Source organism: Bacteroides sp. 3_1_13 (genome assembly GCF_001185845.1).
Classification (GTDB): domain Bacteria; phylum Bacteroidota; class Bacteroidia; order Bacteroidales; family Bacteroidaceae; genus Bacteroides; species Bacteroides xylanisolvens.
On sequence record NZ_KQ236955.1, the window covers coordinates 1938278 to 1954435 of the forward strand.

The 16158-nt window shown below is 42.1% G+C and carries 9 protein-coding genes; all 9 read left to right on the forward strand.

What is annotated here, in order from left to right; all coding sequences use genetic code 11:
- The first annotated feature begins 50 nt into the window (after nt 1–50).
- The 9 genes from rhaB (at nt 51) to HMPREF9009_RS06935 (ending at nt 16156) form a co-directional block, all read left to right on the forward strand.
- On the forward strand, nt 51–1508 hold the full coding sequence (gene rhaB, locus HMPREF9009_RS06895; RefSeq protein ID WP_049701777.1) for a rhamnulokinase: 1458 nt from the start codon (nt 51–53) through the stop codon (nt 1506–1508).
- Between the two features lie 50 nt (nt 1509–1558).
- Nucleotides 1559–2815 (forward strand): L-rhamnose isomerase, encoded by a 1257-nt coding sequence (locus HMPREF9009_RS06900; RefSeq protein ID WP_008018351.1) that lies wholly within the window; start codon nt 1559–1561, stop codon nt 2813–2815.
- A gap of 3 nt (nt 2816–2818) precedes the next feature.
- Entirely contained in the window at nt 2819–3838 is a 1020-nt protein-coding gene (rhaT, locus tag HMPREF9009_RS06905) for an L-rhamnose/proton symporter RhaT (RefSeq protein WP_004304992.1), read from the forward strand.
- Nucleotides 3839–3930: 92 nt separating this feature from the next.
- On the forward strand, nt 3931–4740 hold the full coding sequence (rhaD, locus tag HMPREF9009_RS06910) for a rhamnulose-1-phosphate aldolase (RefSeq protein ID WP_004299882.1): 810 nt from the start codon (nt 3931–3933) through the stop codon (nt 4738–4740).
- A gap of 96 nt (nt 4741–4836) precedes the next feature.
- Nucleotides 4837–5991 carry a lactaldehyde reductase gene (gene fucO / locus HMPREF9009_RS06915; protein ID WP_004299884.1) on the forward strand — a complete coding sequence of 385 codons (1155 nt, stop codon included), beginning with the start codon at nt 4837–4839 and terminating at the stop codon, nt 5989–5991.
- 175 nt (nt 5992–6166) lie between these two features.
- Nucleotides 6167–7066 (forward strand): AraC family transcriptional regulator, encoded by a 900-nt coding sequence (locus HMPREF9009_RS06920; protein ID WP_004310460.1) that lies wholly within the window; start codon nt 6167–6169, stop codon nt 7064–7066.
- Nucleotides 7067–7174: 108 nt separating this feature from the next.
- Nucleotides 7175–11200: a hybrid sensor histidine kinase/response regulator transcription factor gene (locus HMPREF9009_RS06925; protein ID WP_049701778.1), complete on the forward strand. Its 4026-nt coding sequence runs from the start codon at nt 7175–7177 to the stop codon at nt 11198–11200.
- Between the two features lie 335 nt (nt 11201–11535).
- Nucleotides 11536–14673 carry a SusC/RagA family TonB-linked outer membrane protein gene (locus HMPREF9009_RS06930; RefSeq protein WP_049701779.1) on the forward strand — a complete coding sequence of 1046 codons (3138 nt, stop codon included), beginning with the start codon at nt 11536–11538 and terminating at the stop codon, nt 14671–14673.
- A gap of 13 nt (nt 14674–14686) precedes the next feature.
- Nucleotides 14687–16156: a RagB/SusD family nutrient uptake outer membrane protein gene (locus tag HMPREF9009_RS06935; RefSeq protein ID WP_004310457.1), complete on the forward strand. Its 1470-nt coding sequence runs from the start codon at nt 14687–14689 to the stop codon at nt 16154–16156.
- The last annotated feature ends 2 nt before the right edge of the window (nt 16157–16158 follow it).

Sequence of the window (16158 nt, forward strand, 5' to 3'; positions counted from 1 at the left end):
ATCTTTGCCATGTAGGTAAATGGATACCTTAAATATATAGACAGAATACCATGAAACAAAACTTTTTTGCAGTCGATCTGGGCGCAACGAGCGGCCGTACAATCTTAGGAACTTTCATTGAAGGCGGATTGAATCTGGAAGAGATTAATCGTTTTCCTAACCACCTGATTGAAGTAGGTGGACATTTCTATTGGGATATTTATGCATTATATCGTCACATTATTGACGGATTGAAGTTGGTTGCTCATCGTGGCGAATCCATTGCTTCTATCGGTATCGATACCTGGGGAGTGGATTTTGTATGTGTCGGAAAAGACGGTAACTTGCTTCGCCAGCCTTATGCATATCGTGACCCGCATACAGTAGGAGCACCGGATGCTCTTTTCTCCCGTATTTCCCGTAGCAAAGTGTATGGTAAAACGGGTATTCAGATTATGAATTTTAATTCACTTTTCCAATTAGATACTTTACGTCGCAATCACGACAGTGCGTTGGAGGCGGCAGATAAAATTCTGTTTATGCCGGATGCGTTGAGTTATATGCTTACCGGAGAGATGGTGACGGAATATACGATTGCTTCGACAGCCCAGCTGGTGAATGCACAGACACGACGTTTGGAGCCGGAGTTGCTGAAAGCGGTAGGATTGAGTGAGAAGAATTTCGGCCGTTTTGTATTCCCGGGTGAAAAGGTGGGAGTATTGACGGAAGAAGTGCAAAAGATAACCGGACTGGGTGCAATTCCTGTGATTGCGGTAGCCGGCCATGATACCGGTTCTGCTGTTGCTGCCGTTCCGGCATTGGATCGCAACTTTGCTTATTTGAGTAGCGGAACCTGGTCACTGATGGGAGTTGAAACGGATGCTCCGGTGATTAATGCCGAAACGGAAGCGTTGAACTTTACCAATGAAGGTGGTGTGGAAGGAACTATCCGTCTATTGAAGAATATCTGTGGAATGTGGTTGCTGGAACGTTGCCGTCTGAATTGGGGAGATACAAGTTATCCTGAATTAATCAGTGAGGCGGATGCTTGTGAACCGTTCCGTAGTCTGATTAATCCGGATGATGACTGTTTCGCGAATCCTGCAGACATGGAAAAAGCTATTGCTGAATATTGCCGGGCTACCGGACAAGCAGTTCCCGAGAAACGTGGACAAGTGGTGCGTTGTATTTTTGAAAGTCTGGCTTTGCGTTATCGTCAGGTATTGGAGAATTTACGTTCGCTTTCTCCTCGTCCGATTGATACATTGCACGTAATTGGCGGCGGTAGCCGGAATGATTTGCTGAACCAGTTTACTGCCAATGCGATAGGAATCCCTGTGGTAGCCGGTCCGTCCGAAGCGACAGCTATCGGTAATGTAATGATTCAGGCAATGGCAGCAGGTGAAGCAACGGATGTTGCCGGTATGCGCCAGTTAATCAACCGCTCTATCCCGTTGAAAACTTATCAGCCGCAAGATACGGAAGCTTGGGACGCGGCTTATATCCATTTTAAGAATTGCGTTCGATAATACATTGAACAACCGACAGAATAATCATTTATTTAAACTAATAGAATATCATGAAAAAAGAAGAACTGATTCAGAAAGCGTATGAGATTGCTGTAGAACGTTATGCAGCAGTAGGTGTAGACACCGAACAAGTATTGAAAACGATGCAGGATTTTCATCTGTCACTCCACTGCTGGCAGGCTGACGACGTTGCAGGATTTGAAGTACAGGCCGGCTCATTGACCGGAGGTATTCAGGCAACCGGTAATTATCCGGGCAAAGCTCGTAATATTGATGAATTGCGTGCTGACATTTTGAAAGCTGCTTCTTATATTCCGGGTACTCATCGTCTGAACCTGCACGAAATCTATGGAGATTTCCAAGGTAAGGTGGTAGACCGTGACCAGGTAGAACCGGAACATTTCAAGAGCTGGATCGAATGGGGTAAAGAACATAACATGAAGCTCGACTTCAACTCTACCTCTTTCTCTCATCCGAAATCAGGTGACTTGTCTCTTTCTAATCCTGATGAAGGTATCCGTCAGTTCTGGATTGAACATACCAAACGTTGTCGTGCAGTTGCAGAAGAAATGGGTAAGGCACAGGGGGATCCGTGTATCATGAATCTTTGGGTACATGACGGAAGCAAGGATATTACGGTAAATCGTATGAAATATCGTGCATTGCTGAAAGATTCTTTGGATCAGATCTTTGCTACCGAATATAAGAATATGAAGGATTGTATCGAATCTAAGGTGTTCGGTATCGGTCTGGAAAGCTATACAGTGGGTTCTAATGACTTCTATATCGGTTATGGTGCTTCTCGTAACAAGATGATTACGCTGGATACCGGTCACTTCCATCCGACAGAAAGTGTAGCTGATAAAGTATCTTCACTGTTGCTTTATGTACCTGAATTGATGTTGCACGTAAGCCGTCCGGTTCGTTGGGATTCAGACCATGTTACTATCATGGATGATCCGACAATGGAACTGTTCAGCGAAATCGTTCGCTGCGGTGCTTTGGACCGTGTACATTATGGTCTTGACTACTTCGATGCATCTATCAACCGTATCGGTGCATACGTAATCGGTAGTCGTGCTGCACAGAAATGTATGACTCGTGCTCTGCTCGAACCGATTGCCAAGTTGCGCGAATACGAAGCAAACGGACAGGGATTCCAACGTCTGGCTTTGCTCGAAGAAGAAAAAGCGCTGCCTTGGAATGCAGTTTGGGATATGTTCTGCTTGAAGAATAATGTTCCTGTAGGTGAAGATTTCATCGCAGAAATCGAAAAGTACGAAGCCGAAGTAACTTCTAAACGATAAGTTATGGATATTTTAATCGGCTTATTGATTATAGCCATCGGTAGCTTTTGCCAGTCCAGTTCTTATGTGCCTATTAAAAAGGTAAAGGAATGGAGCTGGGAAAGCTTCTGGTTAATACAAGGTGTATTTGCCTGGTTAGTGTTCCCGTTTCTGGGTTCACTACTGGGTGTACCCCAAGAGAGCAGTTTGTTCGACTTGTGGGGAGCGGGAGGTGCTGGAATGAGCATCTTTTATGGTATATTGTGGGGAGTAGGAGGTTTGACTTTCGGACTTTCCATGCGCTATTTGGGGGTTGCACTGGGACAGAGTATCTCATTAGGGACTTGTGCCGGTTTCGGAACCCTTCTTCCGGCTCTTTTTGCAGGTACAAACTTGTTTGAAGGTAACGGGCTGATTCTTTTGTTGGGTGTTTGCATCACGTTGGCAGGTATTGCTATTATCGGGTATGCCGGTAGTTTGCGTGCGCAAAACATGAGCGAAGAAGAAAAACGTGCTGCTGTAAAAGACTTTGCATTGACAAAAGGGTTACTGGTTGCACTCCTGGCCGGTGTCATGAGTGCTTGCTTCGCTTTGGGACTGGATGCAGGAACACCTATCAAGGAAGCTGCCTTAGCCGGTGGAGTGGAAGGACTTTACGCCGGTCTCCCGGTGATTTTCCTGGTTACATTTGGCGGGTTCCTGACAAATGCAGTTTACTGCCTGCAACAGAATGTGGCTAATAAATCGATGGGTGACTATGCTAAAGGAAAAGTATGGGGCAATAATTTAGTTTTTTGTGCGTTGGCTGGCGTATTATGGTACATGCAGTTCTTCGGACTGGAAATGGGTAAGAGTTTCCTTACGGAGAGTCCGGTATTGTTGGCTTTCTCCTGGTGTATTTTGATGGCATTGAATGTCACATTTAGTAATGTTTGGGGAATTATTCTGAAAGAATGGAAAGGCGTGTCAAACAAGACCATAACTGTGCTGATAGCTGGTCTGATCGTACTTATCTTCTCATTAGTGTTCCCAAATTTGTTTTAAAAAAATCAAGAACGGATTACACGGATTACGCAGTTTTTTTATAACTTGCGGCAAAATCCATGTAATCCGTGCCTAATTAAAATATATATATAATGAAATCAATTTTAGAGAATCGTCCGGCACTTGCCAAAGAAGTAAACAAGGTAGCAGAAGTTGCCGGATACTTGTGGCAGAAAGGATGGGCTGAACGTAATGGTGGTAATATCACTGTTAATATCACAGAGTTTGTAGACGATGAAATCCGTCAGATGAAGCCGATCAGCGAAGTAAAATCTATCGGTGTGACTCTTCCTTATCTGAAAGGCTGCTATTTCTACTGCAAGGGAACTAATAAACGCATGCGTGATTTAGCCCGCTGGCCGATGGAAAATGGTTCGGTAATCCGTATTCTGGATGACTGTGCCAGCTATGTGATTATTGCGGATGAAGCCGTAGCCCCGACATCGGAATTGCCTTCTCACTTGAGCGTACACAATGACCTGTTGAGCAAAAACTCTCCTTATAAAGCATCTGTACACACACACCCGATTGAACTGATTGCCATGACACATTGTCCGAAATTTCTGGAAAAAGATGTGGCTACCAATCTGTTGTGGAGTATGATCCCTGAAACAAAGGCATTCTGCCCGCGTGGTTTGGGTATCATTCCTTATAAATTACCTAGCTCGGTGGAATTGGCTGAAGCTACCATCAAAGAATTGCAGGATTACGATGTGGTGATGTGGGAGAAACATGGTGTATTTGCAGTGGATTGCGATGCGATGCAGGCATTCGATCAGATTGATGTACTCAATAAGTCGGCTCTGATTTATATCGCAGCTAAAAATATGGGCTTCGAACCGGATGGTATGAGTCAGGAACAGATGAAAGAAATGTCAGTAGCTTTCAATCTTCCTAAATAAGATTTATACTAGTCATTGATTTTAATTACTTTAGAAACCGTGGCATTTTCTACCCTGGAAGGTGCTGCGGTTAACCCTTTAAACAAATAGATAACCATGAATCGCATTATTTTAAACGAAACTTCGTACTTCGGTGCCGGATGCCGTAGTGTCATTGCTGTGGAAGCAGCCAGACGTGGCTTTAAGAAAGCCTTTTTTGTAACGGATAAAGATCTTATCAAGTTTGGTGTAGCTGCCGAAATCATTAAAGTATTTGATGAAAATCAGATTCCTTACGAACTTTATAGTGATGTAAAAGCGAACCCTACGATTGCAAATGTACAAAACGGTGTGGCAGCATACAAAGCTTCCGGAGCCGATTTTATCGTTGCTTTGGGCGGCGGTTCTTCCATCGATACTGCCAAAGGAATCGGTATTGTTGTGAACAATCCGGATTTTGCAGACGTGAAATCTCTGGAAGGGGTAGCCGATACCAAACACAAAGCGGTGCCTACTTTCGCGCTGCCTACTACTGCCGGAACAGCTGCGGAGGTAACGATCAATTATGTGATTATTGATGAAGATGCCCGCAAGAAAATGGTTTGTGTAGACCCGAACGACATTCCTGCCGTAGCTATCGTAGACCCTGAACTGATGTACTCAATGCCAAAAGGACTGACTGCAGCTACCGGTATGGATGCTTTGACTCATGCCATCGAAAGTTATATCACTCCGGGTGCTTGGGTAATGAGCGATATGTTCGAATTGAAAGCCATTGAAATGATTGCTCAAAACTTGAAAGCAGCTGTGGATAATGGTAAAGATGTGGCAGCCCGCGAAGCTATGTCACAGGCACAATATATTGCCGGTATGGGATTCTCGAATGTCGGTTTAGGAATTGTTCATTCGATGGCGCATCCGCTAGGTGCGTTCTATGATACTCCTCATGGGGTAGCCAATGCCTTATTGTTGCCGTATGTGATGGAATACAATGCTGAATCTCCGGCAGCTCCGAAATATATCCATATTGCGAAAGCAATGGGAGTGGACACTACCGGAATGAGTGAAGCCGAGGGAGTAAAAGCGGCTGTTGAGGCAGTGAAAGCACTTTCTGCCAGTATCAATATACCGCAGAAATTACATGAAATCAATGTGAAGGAAGAAGATATTCCTGCACTGGCTGTAGCTGCTTTCAATGATGTTTGCACAGGTGGTAATCCTCGTCCTACTTCGGTAGCAGATATCGAAGCTCTATATCGCAAAGCTTTCTAAAGTTAGTTTTTGCGGAAGTTCTTTTCACCACAGATTACACAGATTTACACAGATTATTTTCTAATCGGAAGCCGATATTTAAGAATTAAATCTGTGTAAATCTGTGTAATCTGTGGTGTTTTTCTGAAAATAATTCCTATTTTTGTCCAACTCAATTACATGAAAACACACTGGTATGATCGAGGATAATAGTTTAGGATTAGAATTTAAATATCTGATTGTAAATGACATGGATCGTAAATTCGGTCTGTGGGTAAATACCGTCGGCTATCAATCCATTCCTCCCGATTCACCTTATCCGTTGAAAGAGCATCCTTCCGGTTACTTCTTTAATGCAGAAAAAGGAAGAGTGCTTCGTGAGTATCAATTGGTATATATCACCAAGGGGCGTGGTTTGTTTTCATCTGATTCTACCTCTGAAAAGCAAGTTTGTAAAGGTCGGCTGATGGTATTGTTTCCCGGACAATGGCATACTTATCGCCCGTTGCGGCAGACTGGTTGGACGGAATATTATATCGGTTTCGAGGGACCTATGATAGACGCCATTGTTGATGATGCTTTTTTGTCGCAGGAACAGCAAATACTGGAAATTGGCCTTAATGAAGAGTTAGTCTCATTATTCTCCCGTGCTCTTGCCGTAGCCGAAGCGGATAAGATTTCCGCGCAACAATATCTTTCCGGGATTGTGCTCCACATGATAGGGATGATTCTTTCCGTCTCCAAGAATAAGGTTTTCGAGATGAGTGATGTGGATCAGAAGATCGAACAGGCAAAAATCATTATGAATGAAAATGTTTCCGGCAATGTGGACCCGGAAGAGTTGGCTATGCGACTCAATATTAGTTATTCATGGTTTCGACGTGTTTTTAAGGAGTATACAGGTTATGCTCCGGCTAAATATTTCCAGGAATTGAAACTTCGTAAAGCAAAACAAATGCTGGTGGGAACTTCCCAGTCAGTAAAAGAGATTTCTTTTTTTCTAGGTTTCCAGTCAACCGAATATTTTTTCTCTTTCTTCAAGAAACGTACGGGACTTACTCCGTTGGAGTATCGTTCGTTCGGGCGGGAAGAATGAATAGGATGAAGTCCATATCTATTAGTTATTTGGCTCTGATTTTGGGAATATCATAAAAACTGTTACTTTTGTGGCGAAGATAATGTGCTATAAACCATCATTCTTGATATGCGCGGACAAAAACTATCTAAGATCCATTTTCTTATTCTGTTATCTCTTTTAGGATTTATATTTCCTCTTCAATCACAGGAATATAAGTTCAGAACATTGGGTGTGGAGGATGGACTGTCGCAAATAACGGTGAGCGATATTTGCCAGGATGAGAAGTCGCGTATATGGATTGCCACACTGGATGGTCTGAATTGTTTCGATGGCAATCATATTAAAGTCTTTAATCATTTTCATAACGATTCCATCAGTTATGGTAATCTATATGTCACCCAGATGGTGGAGGACGGCCAGGGGAGTCTTTTTCTCTTGACTTCTACCGGACTTTTCCAGTTCGACCTTGAAACGGAGAAATATTATATTCTTCCGGTGTCTTCTCCTTCCACTCTTGCCAAAGGAAAGTTGGGAGTGTGGATTGCAGAAGGGGGAAAACTCTTCTTATATGATAAGAATACCCGTTCCGTGAAACCCATGTATGCGGAGGTGCATTTGCCGGACACCGGGCCGACAATGGTAGAAGGTTCGGAAGGAAATCTTTGGGTTGCTTTGAAAGATGGCGGGGTGATGCGTGTGGATACTTGTGGATCGATGTCGCTGTATTTGCCCGGAATCAAGGTGATGAAACTGATAAAAAGTAACGATCAGAATATTTGGGTTGGTTCGCAGGATCATGGTGTTTTCTGTTTTTCACCTCAAGGTGCAGTCATACATCATTATGATTATAACGACAAGAGTGTTTACACGGTCCGGGATGATATGGCAAGAGCGCTATGTCAGGATTTGGAAGGGAATATATGGGTAGGTTACAGAAGCGGATTGAGTAAGATTGAGGTGGCTACCGGGAAAATATTTCATTATCAGGCGGATCCTAACCGGGTGGGGGCTATGTCCAATCGTTCGGTGACTTCTCTTTATACGGACAAACAAGGAACTGTCTGGGTGGGGACCTATTGGGGCGGCGTGAATTTCTTCTCACCGGAATATCAACATTTTGTACATTATCATGCTTCGGATACCGGATTGTCTTTTCCGGTGGTGGGTGCTATGGCAGAAGATAAATCCGGAAATATATGGATTTGCACAGAAGGTGGAGGACTGGATTTATATCAACCGGAACAAGGAACATTCAAGCATTTTAATGCGCATACCGGATATCATTTTAGTACGGATTATCTGAAAGATGTCGTTTTTGATGAGGCTAATAACTGCTTGTGGATTGCCGCTGACTTTACAAACAAGGTCAACTGTTTTCATCTTGATAACTATCGGAATGATATATATGACCTCGAACCGCTCGGAGAGGAAAGTGTGGGAGAAGCTCTGTTTGCCTTGGCCGACACTCCTCGTAAATTGTATGTAGGTACAACATCTGCAGTTGTTAGTCTGGATAAACAGACCTTAAAAACTGAAGTGTTGTTTCATCAAAAGGAGTTGTTTACACATAATTATAACACTTTGTTGCTTGATTCGAAAAACCGGCTATGGTTTGCTTCCGATGATGGTTGTGTAGCTTATGTGATTGATGAAGGACGGTTTGAAACGTATAGGATAAGTCTGAAGAAGCAGGTCAGATCTCAAAAAGAGCTGGTCAATGTCATCTATGAAGATCGAAAGGGAAACATTTGGGTCGGAACACATGGCAACGGGCTTTTCTTGTTGGATAAGAAAGAGCGTTTGTTTCGTTTGCATACTCCTGAAAGCGTATTATCGGGAGAAAATATCAGAGTGTTGGGCGAAACTCCTTCCGGGAATTTATTGATTGGTACCGGACATGGATTGTCTGTGTTGGAACAGAAAGACGGGAAAGTGATAAATTTCAATTCTAAAACAGGATTTCCGCTGACTCTTGTCAATAGGAAATCCATGCATGTATCCCGCAATCATGATATTTATATGGGAGGAGCTACCGGACTGGTTGCCATTCGTGAAAGTAGTTTGTCCTATCCTCCGAAAATATATGATTTGGAGTTGGCTCATTTGTATGTCAATAATAAGGAGATTACCACAGGCGATCAAACCGGCATCCTAAATAAGTCCTTTGCCTATACCGACCGGATTAAATTGAATTATTTGCAGAATGTGTTTTCTATCGGTTTCTCGACAGATAACTTTCTGCATATTGGCGGTGGTGAGGTAGAATACCGGTTGATAGGTTCTAATGACGAATGGAGTGAGAATCGTTTGGGGAATGATATTACCTATACAAATATATCTCCGGGCGATTATGTTTTTGAGATCAGACTGAAGAACTTTCCGGAAGTAATCAGATCTCTTCATATAACGATCACACCACCTTTTTATGCCACCTGGTGGGCTTATACTATTTATGTGTGTGTGATTCTGACGATTCTATTCTTTGTGGTGAGAGAATATAGAATTCGGCTGTTCTTGAAAACCTCGTTGGATTTTGAACTTCGTGAGAAACAATACATTGAAGAAATGAACCAATCCAAACTGCGTTTTTTCACTAATATCTCACACGAAATCAGAACCCCTATTACCCTTATCCTGGGGCAGGTCGATCTGTTGTTGAATTCCGGTAAGTTGTCTACGTATGCTTATTCGAAATTACTGAATATACATAAAAATGCCGGTAACCTGAAATCATTGATAACGGAGTTGCTTGATTTCCGGAAACAGGAGCAGGGACTTTTGAAATTGAAAGTTTCTCAATTTGATTTATATTCTTTACTTAAAGAGCATTATGTATTGTTCAAAGAATTGGCAGCTAACAGGAATATTTCGTTTGTTTTGCATGCTGACTGTGAGCAATGCCTCGTGTGGGGAGATCGTATGCAATTGCAGAAAGTGGTTAATAACCTGCTGTCGAATGCTTTTAAATATACTTCAGACGGTGGAAGTATCAGTATGGAATTGGCTGATGGAGCGGATGAATGTATGTTTTCCGTTTCAGACAATGGGGCAGGAATATCCGAGGAAGATTACGTGAAGATATTCGAGCGGTTCTATCAGGCCGAGAATATAGGACAGTATGGAGGAACGGGTATCGGGCTGGCTTTAAGTCAGGGGATTGTGAAAGCTCATCAGGGAGATATAACTGTAGAAAGTCAGTTGGGGAAAGGTTCATGTTTTAAGGTCACTCTGAAGAAAGGAGATGCTCACTTTGATTCTTCTGTTTCCCGGATTGAACCGGAGCAGGATAAGGAATATATTTATTATTCGGAAGATAAAGAACTATTGGTTAAAGAGGTACAGTCGGCTCAAAGTGAGAGTGGAACTACTGACTGCAAGCTGTTGGTTATTGATGATAATGAAGAAATCAGAAATATCCTTGTAGATATTTTTTCTCCATTGTACACGGTTGAAACAGCAAGTGATGGTGAGGAAGGGTATGAGAAAGTAAAGATGATGCAACCTGATCTGGTTATTTCGGATATTATGATGCCCGGAATGCCCGGAACGGAATTGTGTGCTAAAATTAAGAACAATATTGAAACCTGTCATATACCTGTCGTTCTTCTGACTGCTCTTAGTGCGCCCGAACGTGAGTTGGAAGGATTGAGAATTGGAGCGGATATTTATGTGGTGAAGCCATTTAATATGCGGCGGCTGGTGATGCAATGCAATAATCTGATTAATACCCGCAGACTTTTACAGAATAAATATGCCCATCAGCTGGACAGCAAAGCGGAGAAAATTGCAACGAATGAACTCGATCAGAGGTTTATCGAACAAGCGACGCAGGTAGTGGAAGATAATATGGAAAATCCCGAATTCAGTGTAGATGTCTTCTCACGTGAGATGGGGGTGGGACGTACTGTCTTATTCCAGAAGATAAAAGGTATCACGGGAAGTACGCCAAATAATTTTATCATGAATCTGCGTCTGAAAAAAGCGGCATATTTTCTGCAGAATTCTCCGGAAATGAATATATCGGATATTGCTTACCGGTTAGGATTTGGAAATCCTCAATACTTCAATAAATGCTTTAAAGAACTTTTTGATATTGCTCCTACGCAATACCGAAAAGCTCATAATACCTCCTCCGAACCCTCTGTGAAGTGATTAAAATAAGTCATCTGAATTTTTAGACTAGATAAAACGAACAATTCGATAGGGTGCAATATATTCAAATGCGATACTTTTGTGGCGTTGGATAATGCCAGCTTGTACTTGAGTTTTCTTTGGTTAGGTGTGTCCGCACACACTTTCATTTGGTAGACCGGGTGCTGTGTAATCTTTATTCTAATATAATAATTATTGTGTAGTATTATGAAAGACAAATATCCATATAATAAATAAAAGATAACATCTTATTGGAGAGAATCAATATATTTTCCAAAATTAATTAAGTAGTGAGTAAAACCTTGATAATTAACCAATTTAATTTTATTCTAGTTATGAAAAATTTGCAGAGTAGGACAAAAGTGCGGTTGCTTCAGTCGTTGCTTTTGATTTCCTTGAGTCTCTTTTTCCTTGTCAATCCGGCTTATGCTCAAGGCGGGTTTGCAGTGAAGGGAGTTATTGTGGATAAAACAGGATTTCCTTTGCCTGGCGCCAATGTGATGGAAAAGGGAACATCTAATGGAACAATTACAGATTTAGATGGTAATTTCTCATTGAATGTTTCGAAGAAGGGAGTTACTTTGACTGTATCATTCATGGGATATACCCCTAAAGATGTGGTAGTGAAAGATAAAACAATGAATATTACGCTTGAAGAGAACTCTAAGCTATTGGACGAAGTAGTGGTAGTGGGTTACGGTACGATGAAAAAGCGTGATGTAACAGGAGCTATTACTTCCATCTCAAGCGAGGCCATTGAGCAAAAAATGGCTACTAATGTTTTTGAAGCATTGCAGGGTACTACTGCCGGTGTACAGGTGGTATCCGGTTCCGGACAGCCCGGTGAATCTTCTTCTATCAAAATTCGTGGTACTTCCACGTTCTCTGCCGAAGGGGTTACTCCTCTTTATATCGTAGACGGTGTGCCTTTGGAAAGTATCGACGGTATCAATACGAATGATATTACTTCTATGGAGATTTTGAAAGATGCCGCTTCTGCAGCTATCTACGGTTCGCGTTCGGCGAACGGTGTGATTATTATCACTACTAAAAGTGGGCAGGAAGGTAAAGCCCGTATTGATATCAAGTATAATCACTCGTGGGGTACATTGTCTCACAAGGTTCCACAGGCAAACCGTAAAGAACGTTTGTTGTACGACCAGTATCGTAAAGAGTATTTTGAAACATACGGCGGAGGTAATCCGGATGAAAGTAGTGATATACTGAATGATCCGTTGAACTCTTTCTTTAATGTGGATAACGATTATCTGGACATGATTACAAGCACTGCACAAAAAGATCAGGTGGATATCAGTGTAGGTGGTGGTACAAAGAAATTGAAATATTTCATCAATACCGGTTATTATAATGAGAAAGGTATTATTTCCAATACAGGTTTCCAGAGATTAAATACTCGTATCAACTCCGATTATTCACCGACAGACTGGATGAATATGGGTAGCCGTATTTCTTTGACTTATTCTAAAAAGAAAGGTCTGAATGAAGGTACTTTATTGAGCGCAGTGTTGACTCGTCGTCCTTATTTCAATACTTATTATCCGGATGGCTCTTTGGTCGGAGTGTTTAACGGTCAGAAGAACCCTATTGCGCAGGTCAATTATACCACCGACTTTACTGATTCTTATAAGGCTAACTTCTTCCAGTTCTTTGAAATCAAATTCAACAAGTATTTGAAGTTTAGAGCTAATATTAATGCCAACTTCTATCTGGATAAACGCAAAAAACTCGAACCGAGTCTTATCACCGACGAATGGCAGAAACAGAATAAAGGTTATTCTTATAATTACCTGAACTGGAACTGGATGAATGAAGACATCCTTACTTATGCACGCAAAATAAAAGATCATAATTTTACGGCCATGGTAGGTGTTAGTGCACAGCAGTGGCGTTATGAAAACGAAACATTTGTGGGGATAAACTCGTCTACAGATTTTATCTATACAATGAATGCTTTTGCCGCAAACCTGGATTTGTCATCTACAGGCTCCACATTAAGCAATCACTCTATGGCTTCCATTTTTGCCCGTGTGACTTATGATTATAAAGGAAGATATTTGCTCAATGCCATTATGCGTCGTGACGGTTCTTCTCGTTTTGCCAAAGAGAACAAATGGGGTAATTTCCCTTCCGTATCTGTGGGATGGCGCTTCTCGGATGAGAAATTCATGAAATTCTCGAAAAAGTTTCTCGAAGATGGTAAGATCCGTGCAAGTTTCGGTATCACGGGTAACGAAGCAATCGGCAACTACGACTATATCTACTCTTATTCTCCGAATTCTATTTATGACGGAGTGGGTGGCGTTATTCCGACTCGTATCGGTAAAGACAATCTGAAATGGGAGGAAACTAAACAATTCAACCTTGGTCTGGACTTGAATTTCTGGAATAGCCGTTTGACAATCACTGCCGATTATTACGATAAATATACAGACGGTTTGCTGGCAAACTACCAATTGCCTAAAGAATCCGGTTTTGCATATATGAAAACCAATGTCGGTGAAATGAGTAACCGAGGCTTTGAAATAGCTGTTACCGGTGATATTATCCGCACGAAGGACTGGAAGTGGAATGCTTCTTTCAATATCTCCAGAAACGTCAACCGTATTGAGAAGCTGTCTGAAGGTAAGGCATATATGGAAGGTGATATCTGGTGGATGCAGGAAGGTGGCCGTGTGGGTGACTTCTACGGATTTAAAAGCGCCGGTATCTTTGCATACGACGAATCGAATGCTTTTACTGATAAATGGGAACAGTTGACTCCGGTGTTTGAGAATGGTGTATTCCAGTACAAATATTTGTTGGATGGAAAGGAATATGCAGGTAATATCCGTCAGAAAACGTTGCCGAACGGCAAACCGTTCCGTGGGGGAGATTACAACTGGGAGGAACCGGAAGGAACCCGTGACGGTGTGATTGATGATAATGACCGTATGGTGATCGGTAATGCCATGCCTGATGTAACCGGTGGTTTGAATACAACGGTGACTTGGAAGAATTTGAGTTTATACTTAGGATTCTATTATTCATTGGGAGGACAGATTTATAATGCAGCCGAACATAATCGTAATATGTTCAAATACACCGGAACTACTCCTTCACCGGAAGTCATCCATAATATGTGGTTGCATCCGGGTGACCAGGCAATCTATCCGCGTCCGTATAATGATGATTACAACAATGCCCGTATGGGGAACTCGTTCTATCTGGAAGATGCTTCATTTATTCGTTTGCAGAACATACGTGTAGCATACGATCTTCCTGAAAACTGGATAAAGAAGCTGATGTTGAAGAATATAAATATCTACGCTTTTGTAAACAACGCCTTGACATGGACCAACTATTCGGGATTCGATCCTGAATTCTCTACCAACAATCCTCTGCAGGTAGGTAAAGACTCTTACCGTTATCCGAGAAAGAGAGAATATGGTATTGGTTTTTCTGCAAACTTTTAATTGAAGATATCGTATGAAGAATATAAAATATTTTGTTGGAGCTGTATGCCTGGCTCTATCGTTGAATAGCTGTTCAGACTTTCTGAATGAGGAACCGGTAAGTGAAATTCCGGCAGGTGACATGTGGCAGACTGCCCGTGACGCTAAGGCAGGTATAAATGAAATCTATGGATTGTTACGTTCCACTTTACGGGAGAACTATTTCTATTGGGGGGAGTTCCGTTCGGATAATGTAGCTCCCGGAGCACCGGTAATGGCCGATCAGGCACGTGTTATCAACAACCTAATGTCTACGGATGAGAAATGTGCAAAGTGGACGACTCTGTATCAGATGATTAACCAGGCAAATCTGGCTATTAAATATGTTCCTAATATCAGTATGCCTGATGTGGCAGACCGTAACGATTACCTCGGACAAGCGTATGCGTTGCGTGCTTTGGCCTACTTCTATGCTATCCGTGTTTGGGGAGACGTACCTTTGTTTACAGAACCTACTGAAAAGTATTCGGAAGCGATCTATAAAGAGCGTACGGATAAAAACTACATTCTGGAGCATGTCATTCTTCCGGACCTGAAGAAAGCGGAAAGCCTGATTAACCGTAACAAGAATTATGAGCGCAAACGCATTTCTATCTGTGGCGTATGGGCCATCATGGCGGATGCTTATATGTGGGCTAAAGAATATAATCTGGCCGACCAGACCATCGATAAGATGGCGACTATCGCTTCCAAAAAGGGCGGTCGTTTTGTAGACTTCGAACCTAACATTGCTACTTGGCATACCATGTTTACGGAAGAGCTGACTAATAAACCTTCTGATGATACACCGGAAAATGATGAATATAACTCCAGAGAGTTTATTTTCCTTGTTCATTTCAACATGGATGAAGTCGGCACGAATGGTTACAGTTATATGTATCAATGGTTTTCCGGTTCAGGGAATCGTGCGGCAGTCATGTCTGATAAGTTTATGAGTATCTTTGATGAAAAGGATATGAAAGGTGATTTACGTAAAGATTATACGGTGAAGAATTACCAAAATGGAAATGAATTGCGTAAATATATGGCAGGTGACATCAGTAACTCTTTGAATAAGACATGTGAAGTAGCCTATCCAATCTATCGTTACACAGATATGATGTTGTTGCAAGCTGAAGCTCGTGCTCATCAGGGAAAATGGGGGGAAGCTTTGGATTTAGTAAAAACTGTACGTGACCGTGCCGGATTGAATACACTGACTGAAAATGATTTTGCTTCAGAAGAAGAGGTAGTCAATTATATCTTGCGTGAACGTCAGGTGGAGTTAGCCGGCGAAGGACGCCGTTGGTTTGATTTGCTACGTACCGAAAAGTGGAAAGAAGTGATGAAACCTATCAACGGAATGGAGCAGGACGGCAATGAACTTTTCCCGATCCATTATTCACATATCTTGGAGAATCCGAAGATTGTGCAGAATACGTATTATGGTAATACTAACAACTAAAA